This is a genomic window from Paraburkholderia sp. TE9906 (assembly GCF_056279605.1).
In genome coordinates this window covers 444342-460267 of record NZ_JBWCCT010000003.1, presented here as the reverse complement: position 1 = coordinate 460267, position 15926 = coordinate 444342, and the positions used below count along the sequence as shown (strand labels likewise).

At 64.7% G+C, this 15926-nt stretch carries 14 protein-coding genes; 6 read left to right on the top strand and 8 right to left on the bottom strand.

The window, feature by feature from the left end; translation table 11 throughout:
* Window positions 1–50: 50 nt before the first annotated feature.
* Window positions 51–161 carry a type II toxin-antitoxin system HigB family toxin gene (locus tag ACZ9H4_RS09895; protein ID WP_476118915.1) on the top strand — a complete coding sequence of 37 codons (111 nt, stop codon included), beginning with the start codon at window positions 51–53 and terminating at the stop codon, window positions 159–161.
* Between the two features lie 43 nt (window positions 162–204).
* Window positions 205–627: a helix-turn-helix domain-containing protein gene (locus ACZ9H4_RS09890; protein ID WP_408143024.1), complete on the top strand. Its 423-nt coding sequence runs from the start codon at window positions 205–207 to the stop codon at window positions 625–627.
* 331 nt (window positions 628–958) lie between these two features.
* Here ACZ9H4_RS09890 and ACZ9H4_RS09885 read toward each other — a convergent pair whose 3' ends face one another.
* From ACZ9H4_RS09885 to ACZ9H4_RS09850, 8 genes are all read right to left on the bottom strand, one after another.
* A complete protein-coding gene (locus ACZ9H4_RS09885) occupies window positions 959–1912 on the bottom strand; it encodes a glycosyltransferase family 2 protein (RefSeq protein ID WP_408154312.1) in 954 nt (317 codons plus the stop codon).
* A gap of 2 nt (window positions 1913–1914) precedes the next feature.
* The gene (locus tag ACZ9H4_RS09880) at window positions 1915–3300 is read right to left on the bottom strand and encodes an undecaprenyl-phosphate glucose phosphotransferase (protein ID WP_476118913.1); all 1386 of its coding nucleotides are present in this window, start codon (window positions 3298–3300) and stop codon (window positions 1915–1917) included.
* 36 nt (window positions 3301–3336) lie between these two features.
* Window positions 3337–4071, bottom strand: a complete 735-nt coding sequence (locus tag ACZ9H4_RS09875; RefSeq protein WP_006048767.1) for a Crp/Fnr family transcriptional regulator — start codon at window positions 4069–4071, stop codon at window positions 3337–3339.
* 629 nt (window positions 4072–4700) lie between these two features.
* A complete protein-coding gene (locus ACZ9H4_RS09870) occupies window positions 4701–7244 on the bottom strand; it encodes a glycosyl hydrolase 2 galactose-binding domain-containing protein (protein WP_476119038.1) in 2544 nt (847 codons plus the stop codon).
* 183 nt (window positions 7245–7427) lie between these two features.
* The gene (locus tag ACZ9H4_RS09865; protein WP_476118911.1) at window positions 7428–8495 is read right to left on the bottom strand and encodes a DUF1839 family protein; all 1068 of its coding nucleotides are present in this window, start codon (window positions 8493–8495) and stop codon (window positions 7428–7430) included.
* Window positions 8492–9547, bottom strand: a complete 1056-nt coding sequence (locus ACZ9H4_RS09860) for an amino acid--[acyl-carrier-protein] ligase (RefSeq protein ID WP_476118910.1) — start codon at window positions 9545–9547, stop codon at window positions 8492–8494. The genes ACZ9H4_RS09865 and ACZ9H4_RS09860 overlap by 4 nt, the downstream gene beginning before the upstream one ends.
* Window positions 9548–10819, bottom strand: a complete 1272-nt coding sequence (locus tag ACZ9H4_RS09855) for an acyl-CoA dehydrogenase family protein (RefSeq protein WP_476118909.1) — start codon at window positions 10817–10819, stop codon at window positions 9548–9550.
* Window positions 10816–11067: an acyl carrier protein gene (locus tag ACZ9H4_RS09850; protein WP_408143033.1), complete on the bottom strand. Its 252-nt coding sequence runs from the start codon at window positions 11065–11067 to the stop codon at window positions 10816–10818. The genes ACZ9H4_RS09855 and ACZ9H4_RS09850 overlap by 4 nt, the downstream gene beginning before the upstream one ends.
* Before the next feature lie 284 nt (window positions 11068–11351).
* Between ACZ9H4_RS09850 and ACZ9H4_RS09845 the strand changes: the two genes are divergently transcribed.
* From ACZ9H4_RS09845 to ACZ9H4_RS09830, 4 genes are all read left to right on the top strand, one after another.
* Entirely contained in the window at window positions 11352–11885 is a 534-nt protein-coding gene (locus ACZ9H4_RS09845; RefSeq protein ID WP_476119037.1) for a GNAT family N-acetyltransferase, read from the top strand.
* Window positions 11886–11941: 56 nt separating this feature from the next.
* A complete protein-coding gene (locus tag ACZ9H4_RS09840) occupies window positions 11942–13531 on the top strand; it encodes a mannose-1-phosphate guanylyltransferase/mannose-6-phosphate isomerase (protein ID WP_476118908.1) in 1590 nt (529 codons plus the stop codon).
* A 473-nt stretch (window positions 13532–14004) separates the two neighbouring features.
* Complete coding sequence (locus ACZ9H4_RS09835; RefSeq protein ID WP_408143038.1) at window positions 14005–14724, top strand: FadR/GntR family transcriptional regulator; 720 nt, start codon at window positions 14005–14007, stop codon at window positions 14722–14724.
* Window positions 14725–14867: 143 nt separating this feature from the next.
* The gene (locus tag ACZ9H4_RS09830) at window positions 14868–15866 is read left to right on the top strand and encodes a Gfo/Idh/MocA family protein (RefSeq protein WP_408143040.1); all 999 of its coding nucleotides are present in this window, start codon (window positions 14868–14870) and stop codon (window positions 15864–15866) included.
* The last annotated feature ends 60 nt before the right edge of the window (window positions 15867–15926 follow it).

The following is a 15926-nucleotide window of genomic DNA, read 5'->3' as shown; positions in this document are numbered from 1 at the left end:
AGGCTTACCTTGCGTGTGGCTATAACGACCTGAAGCAGACGTTCGCCAGTGTGGACCATGTGCCGCCGCAATACATCGTTTTCGATGTAGGCGCCAACCGGTTCAGGATCGTCGCGGCGATTCACTACAACAGGCTGTCGTTATTCGTTCGTCATGTATGACGCGTGCGGAGTACGACCTTTGGACGAGGAAGAATCTAAACTCATGAACGCCGATCGCCTTCCGGGACCTTTTCCCGACGTTGCCCAAACTTGGGTCGCGCTGCAAAACCAGTTGCCGATCACGCCTATTCGTACCGAAGAGGATTATCAGCAGATGGTGCGGCTCGCCAACTCGCTCGCCGATCAGCTGAACGGCAACGAGGAAGATCCGCTGGCCGATCTGTTCGCGATCGTCAAGGAGCTGGTCGCAAGCTGGGAAACGCACAATGTGACGATTCCCAAGGCAGAGCCACGCGAAGTATTGCGGCATCTGCTGGAGACCCACGGACTCAAGCAGAAGGATCTGATAGGAATCGCGTCGCCCACCGTCGTGAGCGATATTCTCGCGGGGCGGCGCGCCATCAGCAAGAAGGTGGCGAAGGCACTTGCCTTGCGTTTTCATATCGACGTCAGCGCGTTTCTGTGAAGATCGCGCAATGCCGGCTTCGTGCCGGGCGCGCTGTGGAGCATTAGCCGGCCGGCTCGCTCTTCGACCCGTTCCATCCGCGCGGTCGTCGGCGGGCTTGCAATCGTGCCTTTGGCATCGGCGCGACGGCAATGACGCGGCGACCGTTTGAGAGCGTGGATGAGTGCGCCGTGGCTCACGCCGGCGCAGCCGCTTGTGTCACCGCTTGTGTCGCCTATGCCGGCCCACGTCGTGGAACAGGTTCGTGGCGGCACGGCGGACATGCCGCTGCTACCGGCTCGGATTGAAAATGATGGGTGGGGCACTCGCGCGAAGCGGATGCTTCGCTCATTCAGCGTATCGCTTCCTGCCACGCGCCGCGCATTGCGCGCAGGCCCACTCGCCATTTACGAAGCGCAAGCGCCACGCCGCCGTGTTCGAACGCCAGCGACAATGCACGCAGAAAGCCCGGGTCAGCGCGCTCGCCAATCAGCGTCGAGTAAGCGACGAACGCCCATCGCCCGTGCGGGCTCAGGTATTCGCACATGATGAGCCGGAGATTGAATGACGCGTTGTAGAAGGCCGCGTCGTTGAAAGCGGAGCGCGGGCCTTCGTCGCTGCGCTGCACGGGGAAGTGCTCGACCAGCAGCGACGGGTCATAGATCAGAGTCCAGCCGCGCCGTTGCACGTCCAGACTGAACGCCATCTCGCAGTGAGCTTGCGCGCCGTGGCCGCGTAAGCGCGAGTCGAACCGCAGCGCGCCGATCGCCTCACGGCGAAACGCCATGTTGACGCCTTTGAGTACCTGGACCCGGCGCGCTTCGCCATGGCCGATATGGTGGTTGCCGATGATCCGGCCATACCAGCGCACGAGGCCCACACGCGGCGTGTGACCCTGCAGGATGCCGTGGCGTTCATGCACGATGTCACGGCCGCCCAGGCCGCCGAGCGTGGGATCGTCGTTGAACGCGCGAGCGATGCGCGCGATCCAGTCGCTGTGCGGCGCGGCGTCGTCTTCGGTGAAGCAGAGCACATCGCCGCTCGCGCTTTCGATGCCGAGGTTGTACGCGGCAACCATTCCCGGCTTGCGCATCAGCACGACGAAGCGGCGCGGATCGGGCCGGTTGGCTTCGCGTGTGCGCAGCCAGTCGAGTGTGGCGTAGTCGTCGTGGCGCGCCACCACGATCACTTCGTCCGCGCGGCGCTCCTGCGCGTCGAGTGCGGCGAGGCAGCGGGCCAGGTCGGCCGTGCGCCGATGCGTCGGCACGATCACCGACACTTTCACGAACGGTTGCCGCACTGGCATGGTCAGAATGCGTTGCGGCCGACGAAGCCCTTGAAGATGGTGATGAACACGATCTTCATGTCGAACCAGAACGACCAGTTCTGAATGTAGAAGAGGTCGAACTTGACACGCGCTTCCATCTTTTCCACTTTGGTGGTGGCGCCGCGATAGCCGTTCACCTGAGCCCAGCCGGTGATGCCCGGCTTGATCCGGTAGCGGTGCATGTAGCCGTACACCTGATCCTTATAGAGATCGTCGTGTTCGACCGCATGCGGGCGCGGGCCGACCACCGACATCTGGCCGAGCAGCACGTTGAGGAACTGCGGCAGCTCGTCGAGACTGGTGCGGCGCATGAAGCCGCCGAGTTTCGTCACGCGCGCATCGTTGCGCGAAGCCTGGGTGACCTGGCCGTGCGTTTCGTGGTGAACGGTCATCGAGCGGAACTTGTAGATCCCGAACGGCTCGCCGTCGACACCCTTGCGCGTCTGGCGAAAGAACACGGGCCCCGGCGAGCCGAGCTTGATGCCGATCGCGAGCACGATGAACACCGGCGCGAGCACGAGCAGCGCGAGCGCCGCGAACAGACGGTCGAACATCAGCTTGGGCCACATCTGCGGCGGCGAGAAGGGCGTCGCGCTCAGATTGAGCGTGGGTAGTCCGACGACGTCGACGAGCGCGTGGTTGAACAGCGAGAGGCTGCGTACATCGGGAATGAAGCGCAGGTTCACGAAGTCGTGTCTGAAGATATGCGTGAAGCGATAGATCGTATGTTCTTCGGAAAGCGGCAGCGCGAGCCACACCTCGCTGACGCGTTCGGTGCGCACCTTGCTGACGAACGCATCGAGATCGGTCAGCACCGGCAAGCGCTTCAGGCGCGTGCCATAGTTGGCGGCGCCTTCGATGCTGGTATCGAAGACGCACACCGGTTTGAAGCCGGCTTGCGGCGCATGTTCGAGATGCGCGAGCAGCGTACGCGAGAAGCCGGGCGCGCCGACGATCGCGACGGTGCGGAAATTCATCCCGCGTCGCCGCACGCTGCGCAACACCAGGTGCGTGATGCAGCGGGTGGCGATGATCATCGCGCCGGAGATCAGCGTCGAGTAACCGAACCACAGCCGCGACACCGCATCCATGCGATGCAGCGTGAACACCAGCACGAGGCCGGTGGCGACCACCACCAGCCACGCCGCCGAGATTCTCGCCAGCACTGGCGCCAAAGCCTTGCCGCGCCACGTTTCATACACGCCGAAGCCCGGAAACAACAGCAACACGAGCAGGCAGTTGAAGGCGATCAGAAGACGCTCGGTGTCCGACAACTCGATCGGCGTCGAGAAGCGCAGCCAATGCCCGAGCACGCTTCCGGCAATCACGAAAATCGCATCGAGAACCCGTGTAGTATTCCTGAACATATTTTTCTTTATTATGGTGATCGGGCGGCACCTTGCTTATTCGACGGTTTCGGCCTGGCGCAGGCGCGGCAGCAGACGGTCGAATTCGCGCTTGACGAGGCCGTAGCATTCGCATGCACGCGCTTCGAGCCCCTTGCGATCGAGCACCTTGATGTGGCCGCGGCTGTGATGAATCAGGCCTTCATCGTGCAGCTTGCCGGCAGCTTCGGTAATGCCTTCGCGGCGCACGCCGAGCATGTCGGCGATCAGTTGCTGGGTTACCGTCAGATCATTCGACGCGACGCGATCCACTTCGATCAGCAGCCAGCGGCACAGCTGCTTGTTCAGCGCGTGGTGCCGATTGCAGGCAGCGGTTTGCGCGACTTGCGTGAGCAGAGCGTGCATGTACAGCAGCATCAGGCGGCGCAGGAAGTCCGAGCGGGCGAATTGCTGTTTGAGCGCCTGTGCGCTCATCCGGTATGCGAAGCCGGCGCATTGCACCTGCACACGGTTCGGCATGGTTTCGCCGCCGGTGAGCACCGGTACGCCGGTCATGCCTTCGCGGCCGACCGCGGCGATTTCGACCGAGCTGCCGTCTTCCATCGTCGAGAGCATCGAGATGATCGCGGTGGTCGGGAAGTAGACGTGATGAATGCGTTGACCCGAGTCGCACAGTAACTGCTCTGTGCGCAGATGAACCAGTTCGAGATGGGGAGCTAGCGCTTGCCATTCGTGCGACGGCAATGCTCCAAGCAAGTGGTTACCGTGCAGATCGGATTGAAGTGTCAACATGATCGGTCCTCGCGTGAAAGTCGCGTTGAGGGCGGCTTTCTGTTTTTGATCCGATGTCCGCATCCGTGATGAAATCACACACTGCCTGGCGAGCAGTGAAGGATGGACAGACTCGGCCCCGTATTGGCCTGGTGCGTCGCCGCCGTTTTTGTGGACCCTGCTGCGGTGACGCTGCGTTGCGCTTAGCTATTAGCGAGGAGTGTGCCAACGCTACGCAAAGCGAGCGCTGGTGCGGCGCAGCGAACCAAACCTTAGCGGCGCGCGAAGCCAAATGTGACTTTTTGTTTCAAATCTGTACAACGCATCGCCTGGAGGTCCGCGTTTCGCGGGCTCCTTTCAAACGACCGAAGCCGTTGATGGTATTGGCCTGGAGCGTATTGACGGGGTTCCCGGAGCAGGTGTCTCAGAGTTGAAGTCGCCCCACCACGCGCGTTGTGATGCGATGTCCGCGATGTGCCGGAATTGATTCAGATGTGTTCAACACGCTGCGTGCGCTGCCGCACGGAGTGCTTATCCGCAGGTCCGGAAGTCGCAAAAAAACCAACAGTGATTCGCCCAGACAAACACATGGGTTCGCGAAGTGTGAGGTTTTATGCGCCTCGCACGCCATACCTAGATCAGCGCGACATCTAGCGGTAGAACGTGGCGGATATCGCATTGATCGCGCGCACTTCACCCGCGGGTGTCGCGCATGTTGCATCAGCGTTAACCACGGAGCTGGATGCGTGCGCAACGATTCGTTCTTGCGACGCGAGTGACGTCAGAGGAATCAGCGGCACGATGACGGGGCGATGCGGCGCGAGGTGGAACCAGTCGCGCGCGGCACGATAGTGTGGGTCGATGATATGAACAAAGCGCGCAAAGCGTTTCGTTTCGATGACGAGCTGCCAGCCGTCGCCACTGCGCTGCGTGAACGCTGTCAGACCGAGGTCGTGACGCTCGCTCATGCGCCGCTCGGGCAGATGGAACGCCTCGCAAACGATTTCCTCGCTCGCCGCGTCGCGCAGTGTCGCCAGCGTGACATCATGCGCACGCGGGCCGAATCGGTAGGCGTGCGTAAAATCGAAGAACTGGCCGAGGCACGCGGCCGCGCCAAGACGTTGCGCGCTGCGCGGCGGCAACTCGACGGGGCAACTCGCTGACACGACCTTCACGCTGCCGTCGCGCAGGCAGACCAGGTCCAGTCGTCCGCTAAACGTTTGCGCGCGCTCGTTGATCAGGTGAATATCGAGGCCGTTGAGCCCTTCGTCGGTCAGCGTGATCTGGATGGGTTGCAGGGTGTGCGCGAGGCCGTGTAGCGCGCTTTTGGGCCGCCCTGTGGCGTCGATCACACCCCAGCCGGCGCCCGCGCGCAGATCCTGCAATTGCCAGACCAATCCACCCGCGCAGGTCGAGTCCGCGCGTCGCCATTCGGCGAACACCTCGCTCATCACCTCCGCCACCACCGCGCGCGACAGATCCAGATAACGCTCGGGGTCTTCATAGCGCAGCTGCGCCGGCTCGACGCCGTACAGCGTGCGCAGATAGTGGTCGCGCACGTCGTCGAAATCCCAACCCGCGCCAGGATCGCGCGGCACGGCGGCCTTCCAGCGCGGATCGTGCGAATGGATCGTGCCGAGCGCGTCGTGCAAGGTCGCGTCGTCGGGTACGTTGGCGAAGGCGAGGCATTCGGCGGCGAAGCGCACCTGCGCGCGACGTGCGTCGTGAAGCGGGCGCTGGTACGCGCCTACCCCGTAGTAGTGCGTCACGCCTTCGTCGGTCGAAAACGGCCATGTTCCGCCCGCAGGCGAGTTGGGGACATACGGCACGTCCGGCCGTTCGCATGCGACGATCGTGGGTAACAGTTCCGTGAACACGGCTTGCGCGCGCATCGAAAGCGGCAGGCCGAACATGGCCGCCTGCTGGTCGGCTTCGCTGCCGCCGCACAATACGGCGAGCGCCGCGAAGCGTCGTGTGCGGGTCAGAAACTGCGTGGCTTCCCGTTCGATCGATGCGCGGAAGGCGGCATCGTTCGGGTAGTCGAAATTGGCCAGCGCGAAGTCTTGCCAGACGAGCAGGCCGTATTCGTCGGCGAGTGCGTAGAACGCGTCGGACTCGTACACCATCGTGCCGCCCACGCGCAGCATATTCATGCCGGCGGCGCGGGCCAGTTCGAACGTGTGACGCAGTTGCGCTTCAGTGCCGGCGAGCGTCACGAGGTCCGCGCTGGTCCAGCACGCGCCGCGGCAGAACACGGGCACGCCATTCACGCGGAGTGCGAAGCCCGTGCCGTCGGCGCCGCGTTCCACGTCGAGGCTGCGAAAACCGATCGAGCCTAGAGAGTAAGAATTTGGCCGACCGTCATCGAGTTGCAACGTCAGAGGATATAAAGTCGGCTCGCCGTGCGTGTGCGGCCACCAGCGCTCGGCGTGCGGCACGCGCACGACGCCGGTCAACGTATAGGCGTCGCGCCATTGCAAAGACGAAATGGCAGTGCCGCATTTGAGCGTCGCGTCGCAAGTCGCGGCATCGTGTGGATACGCGAAACGTAGCGTGAGTGAAACGAGCCCGTCTTCGCCATCGACGCGGCTCGTCAGGTCGATCGAGTCGAATGCGTGCGGCGCATCGCCCAGCAGGTCGACCGGACGCCAGGGACCGACCGCGTGAATCGACGGGCACCAGCCCGGCATATGGCCGAGCAGTGTGGTGCGCACGTTACGCAGCGTCGGCGGCGAGACGAGTCGCGGCCGCCAGCGCGCGCGCGGGCGTTTTGCGGCCAGCGCGGGTGTCAGGGCGCGAAAGCACAGCGCCAGTGTCGTGCTGCCATTCAGTTCGATGTCCAGATCATGTGCGACGAACATCGAGTCGGAGTCGAGACGCTTCACGCCGTCGAGCCAGATTTCCGCGAGCGTGGCGAGGCCGTGCAGCCGCAAGCGGCGTTTGCCCATGCCGTTGAGCGTGATGCGATACCAGTGGTCGTCGAACGCGAGCGGCGGCGGGTGCGCGAGGTCGAGCAGACCCGCGGCCCGGCGTGCGCTTGCGACGGTGCCAGGCACCGGCGCTGCGAGCCAGCCATGCGCCGGCAACTGCGCAGGCGACCCGCACGCGCCCGCCGGCGTGCTGACGCACTGCCAGCCGGTGTCGAGCCGTTGCGGCCAGAGTGATGGCGTCGCCATCGGGTCCGGTGCGGCCATGCATGTGCCCGCATGCTCGGTTCGGTTAACCTGCGCGGCTTCATCGGCGGAGGCGGCGACGGTGGTGGTTGCGACTACATGCGCAATCGAACCATCGCCGCGTGCGTCATCGGCCGCCGGATCGTGCGTCAGTACATCCAAAGCGAACCCCCAAAAAACGCTATTCGGCGCGAGACGCGCGTGTCATCGCACCAGCGCGGCGAGCGGCGGCAACGTCGCTTCATAGGCGCTTTCGAGCATGTCGAAGCAGTCTTCGCACGCATCGCGCCGTCCGCGCGCGATGGCTCGCACGAGCCGGAACTGCATCACCATCGACTCCGACGCTATGCGCTGCGCCGCGGCCGGGATCGACGCAGGCATCTCGAAGCCTTGTCCGGACAGCCAGAGCAGATACTTCGACAGAAACTCGAAGTTCGCACCCAGTTGCCGCATCAGGTTGAACGAGTACGGATGGAAGAACGCCTCGCCGCGTTCGAGCAGCATGTCGAGATGCGCGGGAAACGCGGCACGCCACGACGAAATCGGATTGACGAGCGGCCTTCGCTGCAGATGCGCGCACAGCAATTCCGCCGACGTCTCCGCGAGCGCGGCGCCTTCGAGCGCGGGCCGCGCCTGCTTGGCGAATTCCACATACGGAAACAGCAGATCGGGTTGCTGCGCGAATTGCGGGAGCTTGCGGAACACGCCGTCGTAGTCCTCGCCGTCGAGCAGGTGATAGCCCGTGTTGTGGAAATAGCCGAGGCGGCGCGCCGCGGGATCGATGAAGTCGATGCCCACCGTGGTCTTCGGATGCTCGCGGCGATACGACGTGGCGCGCGTGTTCGGCAGGTAATAGCCGTCCACTTCGACCAGCACCGTATGGCCTCGCGTGGTCTGCGCGAGCACGCGGGCTTCGAGCGAATCGTAGATGGCCAGTTCCTGCACCTGGGTGCCGTACAGCCGCTCGATGTCGTCGAGCGGGAATTTGAAGAACGTGAACTGGTCGCCTTCGAAGTCCTGTGTGACGGTAAACGCGAACGCCGCGCGCGGGTCGAGCCCGAAGCCATGCAGCAACTCGATCCACAGATCGACGTAGCAGTTGGTCTCCTGCCACACGCGCTCGCCCTGATGCAGCGCGTGCGGCACGTGTTCGCGCAGGCGCATGCCGGATCCCGGCGCGGCGGCGCTGTCACGCGCGGACAGGTCGACGCGCCGGGGCATCGGCAAAGCGCTGGACGTGCTCATTGGCGTGGATGTCAGAGATGGGTTCATGCGCCGCCTCCGGTGTGTGCCGCGCTCGCCTGCAAGGTCCGCATGCCTTGCGCGACGCGCCCTTCGGTGTCGCCCCACAGCAGCGCGCGCACCTCGTCAGGCCAGCCGTTCACGTCGAGGCCATGATGACGGAACAGTGCGAGTGTGATGCGTTCCATGCCGAAGCCGACGCAGCCCGTATGCGCCACCGCGCCGTCTGCGCAGGCGATCTTCCAGATCGCGCCGAAATGTTCCATGTGATAGTTGAACGACAGGCAGGCAGTCTTGCCGCGCGGATCGGCGATGGGAATCAGCAGTTCGAACTTCAGTGCCTGGGCGCGCTGACTGTCGGCGACGATCTTGCCGCCGCGGCCGAAGAACGGGTCGTTGGCGAGATCCACTTCGACCGGCAGTTGCAGCATCGTCACCAGCAGCGAGCCGCGATCGATCCATATCTGCCGGAATGCCATCACCTGGTCGGCACTGCCGAGGCGCACGTATTCGCGCTGCCGGAACATCTGCATGCGGCCCGGATCGAGCGATGGTTCATGGCGGAAGCAGTACGACAGCACGTCGACCGTGCGGCCTTCGGCAGGCAGTGCGCCGCGCCGCGCCATCACCGGATAGATCGGATAGCAGGCGGCGGGCGTCAGCACCACGCGCGTGGGCTTTTGCTGCGCCATCCAGGCGTCGCTGCGCTCGTCGTCGCTGTCGCTATCGGTCAGTGCGTCGTCGAGCGCGCGCAGCAGGCGGCGGTGACCGAGGTCGTCGCCGCAGAACGAATGGATCGTGCCCGCGAGATTCGGGAAGCTCTTCAGATATTCGCTGTCTTCGAAGTCGGTGCGGCGCATTGCCGGTGGAAAGCGCAGCACTTCCGGCTGCTGGTCCGCGCCCAGGTGCGTGATCGCCACGTTCAGGCGATCCAGCACGTCTTCGAAAATCTGGCTGCGGCCGTACAGGCCGTTTTCGCCGGTATCGATCAGCAGGCCCGCGGCCAGCAGTTCGTCGCGAAAGTCCGGTGCGGTGCTCGCGTCGGCAGCCGCGGCCGCGGCGGTATCGGTCATCGTGTTCATTCAGGCTTTCCCCGGTGCGGCAGGACGCTGCGCGAGCAACAGACTCGCGGTGTTTTGCGCAATGCGGTCGTTGTTGATCATCAGCGGCGCGGAGTGCAGGTCGCGCAAGTGGCGTCCCACGCTGTACGGCGTGCCGTTCTTGTAGCCCGCCATGCCGCAGATCATCAGCACTTGCTGGACGACTTGCAGCGCGGTGGTCGAGATGCTGGTCTTCAGCGTGTTCATGTCGGACGCGAAGCCGAGCAGCGCCGCGAGTGGCGCATCGGCCTGCGGGCCGTCGTGCCGCGCCTGATGCGCGGCGCGTGCCGCTTCCAGCGCGACCGACAGGCGCGCCTGCATCATCTGCAGCAGGCCGACCGCTTCAGCCAGGCGCACGCCCGCCGGCGGAATCGAGCCCGGGGTCGCGCGTGCCTGGGCGCGGAAGAATGCCTTCGCGCGATTCACCGCGTCGATCGAGATGCCGGTCCAGACGGAGGCCCACAGCGTGTGCGAGACCGGCAGCATGGTCTGGTCGGCGATCTCGGCGAAGGGCGCGGCGAGGATCTGTTCGGCGAGTCCCATTGCGACCAGCCGGAAGCCCTCGCTGCAGGTGCCGCGCATGCCCAGCGCGTCCCAGCCGCCACGCTTTTCGAGTTGCGTGTCATCGCGCAACGCGACGATCAGCACCTGGTCGGCCGCGGCCGATTCCGCGGTGCGGCGCGCGGTAACGAGAATGCCGTCGGCGTGCGCGCCGTACGAGATCGTCGGCGCGAGCTTTTCGATCCGGAAACGCGGGCCGTCGAGCTCGACCGAGCAGGCGCTCGTGCGCATGTTGCCGCCGATGGTTTCCTCGGACGTCGCCGACGCCAGCAGCCATTGATGCTCGACCAGTTGCGCGAGCAGGCGCCGATGCCACGCCGACTCGCCGCCATGCGCCTCGATGCACGCGACCTGGATCTGATGCATTGCATAGACCATCGCGGTCGACGCGCAGCCTTGCGCGAGCGTCTCGCAGATCGCGCCGATGTCCGCGAGCGACAATCCCGCGCCGCCGCACGCGGTCGGCACCATCGCGGACAGCAGGCGTTCGCGTTTGAGCGCGTCGAATGCTTCGCTGGGAAAGCGGGCGTCGCGGTCGACGGCGTCGGCGAATTGCGCAGCCACTGCGGCGCAGCGGTGCGCGGCCGCGCGCCAGCCGGGCTCGGCTTCGACCGTCGTCAACGTGACGGCCGCTTCAGCGCTGTCGTGCGCTGGCGTTGCGGCACTGGCCGCATCCGGCTGTGGGGCGCTCATGCTGCGGCCTTGCCCTGCTGCAACTCGGTGATCGCGGCGGCCATCGAATCGATGCTGGAGAAGAGCCGGCGTGTCAGCAGGCGGTCCGGGATTTCGATGTCGAATTCATCTTCGATGGCCAGCATCAGATGCACGGTCGCCAGCGACGACAAGCCTGCGGCATAGAGATCGGCGTCGTCCGCGAGACTGTCGACCGGCACGTCGAGACGGGCGGATTCGGAAATGATGCGTCGCAATGTAGTCTTCATGATGCGGTGCCCCCTTGGTGGTCCAACGGCCCTGAAAAGGTGTCGACGAAAAGCGCGTGAGACGTGTGCGCTTTCCGCGTTTATCTGCCCGGTCGACATCGTCGCCAGGCTCCGAAACGTATTTAAGGATTGAGAAAGCGGAGCGTCAGTGCGATGGCGCACGGAAGCACGAGTTTCGCGGACGTACCGTGTGACCATGACAACGAGCCGGCATGTCGAGCCAGGCCGTCGAGGGTGGTGAGCACCGTCACCCTCGTTGAACTTTCTGACCGGTGGGGAACGTGATGAACTGGAAGACGCTGGAATTCGATCAGCTTTCGGCCCGCGAGTTGTATCTGATCCTGCGGGCGCGCAGCGCGGTGTTCGTGGTCGAGCAATCGCATGTCTGCCTCGATGCGGACGGTCGGGATGAAAGTGCGCTGCACGTGTTCGCGGTGGAGGATATGGGAAGGCCGATGCCGATTCTTGCTTACGCACGTGTGCAACCCGGCGACGCGGAAGATCCGGAAATCACCATCGACAAGGTGCTGACGAGTCCGCTGCGGCGTGGCGACGGCACCGCGGAGCTGCTGCTCGACCGTGTGCTGGAAGCGATCGCCGAGCGTTGGCCCGGACACGCCGCGCGCGTGAGCGCGCCGCTCAACCTGCGCGGCTTCTATGAGCAATTCGGTTTTCGCAAGACGGAGGGGCCGTATCTCGAACATGGCGTGCCGTTCATCGGCCTCACGCGCCAGGTTCGCAGCAATCAGCCGCGCTTTGGCGCGCGGCGCCGTGCACGTGACGGTGAATCGCTCGTCGACACATTCGAGCTGCTGTAACGGGGGCATTGCTTGATCACGAATCGGACCTGACCTGACATCGACGGGAATCGTTCATGAATCGTATCGTAGAACCAGGCAATTCATCCGCTCCGGGTGTGGGCGTCTCCGAAACACAAACGCGTTTTCCCGTGCAAGCGGCGATTCTCGCCGGTGGGTCAGGCACACGGCTTTGGCCGTTGTCGCGCGAACGCAATCCTAAGCAGCTGATCGATCTGATCGGCGACGAATCGCTGCTCGAAGCTACGCTGCGCCGCCTCGACGAGGCCTTCGTGGTGGCCGCGCACACCAGCACGCCGCTTTTCGAAGCGCTCGCGATGACCACACCGCTGGTGGTCTGCTGCGAGGAGCTGCACGTGCAAACGCGCGAGCGCCTCGAACACTGTGGCCGGCCGGTGCGCATGGTGCTCGAGCCGGTGCCACGCGATACCGCGCCCGCACTGACCGTCGCGGCGCTTGCCGCGCGTGCGGCAGCCGCCGCTGGCGACGATCCGATCATCGTCGCGCTGCCTGCGGACCATCTGATCGCCGATCACGCGGCGTTCGGCGTGGCGCTCGCCGAAGCGCTCACGCACGCGGCGCGCGGTGCGATCGTCACGCTCGGCGTGCCGCCGCGTTACGCGGCAACCGGGTACGGCTATATCCGCACGGGTATGGCGCTCGGCACGCACGGCGCGCGCGCGATCGAACGCTTCGTCGAGAAGCCCGATGCCGAAGAACTCGCCGAACGTTATGTGGCGTCCGGCGAGTACTGGTGGAACAGCGGCATGTTCGTGGTGCGCGCATCGGTGTGGCTGGCGGCCATCGAGCTGTGTGCCCCCGTGATCGCGGCGGCGTGCGCGCACGCATTCCGGCAGGCCACCGCCGACGGCGACGGCGCGCTGCATCTCGGGCGCGACGCGTTCGCCGCGTGTCCGTGCGATTCGATCGACTACGCGGTGATGGAGCGCGTCGCCACCGATGCGCGGCTTGTCGGCGTCGCGGTGCCGCTAGTGGCGGGATGGTCGGACGTGGGTGCGTGGGACTCGGTGTGGGACGCGTCGGCCAAGGATGGCGCGGGCAATGTCGCGCGCGGCCGTGTGATGTTCGACGGCTCGACCGACAGCTTCGCGCATTCGGAGGGGCGGCTCGTCGCGTGTGTCGGTGTGAGCGGCGTGGTGGTGGTCGAAACCGCCGATGCGGTGCTGGTCGCCGCGAAGGATCGCGTGCAGGACGTCAAGGCGATCGTCGGCCGCCTGAAGGCGCAGCGCAGCGCTGAAGCGCAGGAGCATCGCAAGGTCGGGCGGCCGTGGGGCTTTTATGATTCGCTCGACCGCGGCGAACGCTTCCAGGTGAAGCGCATCGTCGTCAAACCGGGGGGGCGCCTGTCGTTGCAGATGCATCATCATCGCGCCGAACACTGGATCGTCGTGCGCGGCACGGCGTTCATCACACGCGGCGAGGAACGCTTCCTGCTGACTGAGAACCAGTCGACGTACATTCCGCTCGGCGTCACGCACCGGCTCGAGAATCCGGGCAAGACATCGCTCGAAATGATCGAGGTGCAATCGGGCGGCTATCTCGGCGAGGACGACATCGTGCGCATCGACGATCCATACGGCGACGATCAGGCCGGCACGGAGTCGGGCAAGGGCGCTTCGCTTTGACGTGCACGGCGGGCGTGGGCAGGCGCGGCGGCGTGGTCGAATTCGCCGAGCGTGTGCCGCTGCCACTTGTCACCCGGACGTGGCCTTCGTTTGCGACTTGCGTGAGCGCCTGCGGTCACGTCAGCCGGCATCCCCGGACCCGCGCGCATCTCATCTCTTCAACCCGCCGTGAGCTAACCGTGAGTTCTCCCAAATCAGACAATTCGCGCCGCTACGTGCGTATTCGCACTATGAACATTTCTCAACACAGGCACGCTTGAGGCGCAAGCTTATGGCCCATCGAAACGTTTTGCGTTACACGAACGAAACAATTCTTCAGAGGGATAACCCTGTCAGGAAGTGTCCCAACTGGCGCAGATGTTTTGAAGCTAGCAACGTATCGTCAAGAACTGCTGCACACACAAAAAACGATACGCCAGGGCCGCCCAATTCAACAGGCTACGCGGGGAGAACACCGCTTCGGGGAGAGTGCCATGGAACAGGCAAATAAAGATCGATCGCTGGTCAGCAAGGTGATGGACGGACTCGTCACCGGCATCGTCGAGGAGAAGTACGGCGCGATCCTGCCACCGCAGGATGTGCTGTCCAAAGAGTTCGACGTCAGCCGCACCGTCATGCGCGAGGCGCTGTCGATGCTGCTCGCGCGCGACATGCTGGACGTGCGGCCGAAAATCGGCACGCGCATCCGGCCGATGAGCGACTGGCGCATGATCGACGAGGACGTCGTGAACTGGCGTTTTCGCGCGAAGCCCGATCCGCTGTTTCTGCGTGACGTGATCGAGTTTCGCATCCTGATCGAACCGCGGGCGTCGGCGCAGGCGGCCGCGCGTGGCAGCGCCGCGGACATCGCGGGGATTCGCGAGGCGTTCGAGGCGTTTCGCGTGATCCGCCCGGGCGAGCCCGGCTATCAGGAAGCCGACGAGCTGTTCCATACCCGCATCGTGGTGGCGAGCGGCAATCAGTTCTTCAAGCAGATGGCGGCGATCGTGCGCGGCGCGCTATCGACGGTGAACCCGATCCTCACCGACAAGGACGGCCTGTGGGAAGGCGCGGTGAGTTCGCATCAGCGCGTGCTCGAAGCGATCGAGCGGCGCGATCCGAACGAAGCCGAAATTGCCTCACTGGCCTTGATCGACTTTACGGCCGGCGAAGTCGGCGGCAGATTTTCAGCGGAGCCGCCCACGCGCGTCTGAGCGCGGATACAGCGGCCTGGTTTTACTTCGAACTCTCCTGCGGAATACAGCGGATCACGGCAGACGCGATCCGATCTCTACGCGTCCACGTTCGGCATGCGCGACAATAGCGCCTTTCTGAACCGCATGGACTCGAAGAAACGATGACGATTGCAACGCAGGAAACGCCCTCGAACCGCGTGATTCGCTGGGGGATTGTCGGCGCGGGCCGGATTGCCCGGCGCTTCGCCCAGAGTCTCGCGCATGTGCCGCATGCGCAGATCGGCGCGCTGTGGTCGCGTCGCGCGGAACCGGCGCAGGCCTTTGCCGAAGAATTCGGCGGCAAGGCGTGCGTGAGTTTCGACGCGCTGCTCGCGAGCGGTATCGACGCGCTCTATATCGCCACCGTCCAGGACAGTCACGCCGACTATGCGATCGCCGCGCTGCAAGCCGGCCTGCACGTGTTGTGCGAAAAACCCGCCGCCATCAACCGGCCGCAACTCGAGCGCGTGCTCGATGCCGCGCGCGCCGCGCAACGGCTCTTCATGGAAGCGATGAAGCCGCCGTTCTACCCGCTCTATAGACAACTGCGCGAGCATCTCGCGGCCGAACCGATCGGCGACGTCGGGCTCGTGCGTGCGGGCTGTTCGGTGCCGGGTGTGCCGGATGATCATCCGTCGCTGTCGTTCGAGCATGCGGGCGGCGCGCTGCTCGACATCGGCATCTACGAAATGTTTCTCGCGGTGGACTGGCTCGGCGCGCCGCACGAAGTGCAAACGCTCGGGCGGCTCGGCTCGACTGGCGTCGATACGTTCGCGAGTCTGAACAGCCGGCACGAGCGCGGCATCGCGCAGCTTTTCTGCGGGCTCGATCTGCATGGCAAGGGCGATGCGCTCCTGATGGCACCCAGCGGCCACGTGACGATTCACGAGCCGTGGTGGAATCCGTCGCGCGCGACGATCCGTTACGCCGACGGGCGCGTGGTCGAACTGGAGGCGCCGTTCGAAGGCGGCGGTCTGAACTACGAGACCGCGCACTTCTGCGAGCTGATCCGCGCAGGGTTGCTTGAGAGCCCGGTGATGCCGCATGCCAGATCGTTGCAGATGATCGCGATGGCCGATGCGGCACGTGCGACGCTGGGGCTGAAGTTCGCGGGGGAGTGAGCGTAGCGGGGCGGCGCCGAAGACGCGCCGCCGAGCGCTCCGGTGGTACGATGCCCGCGG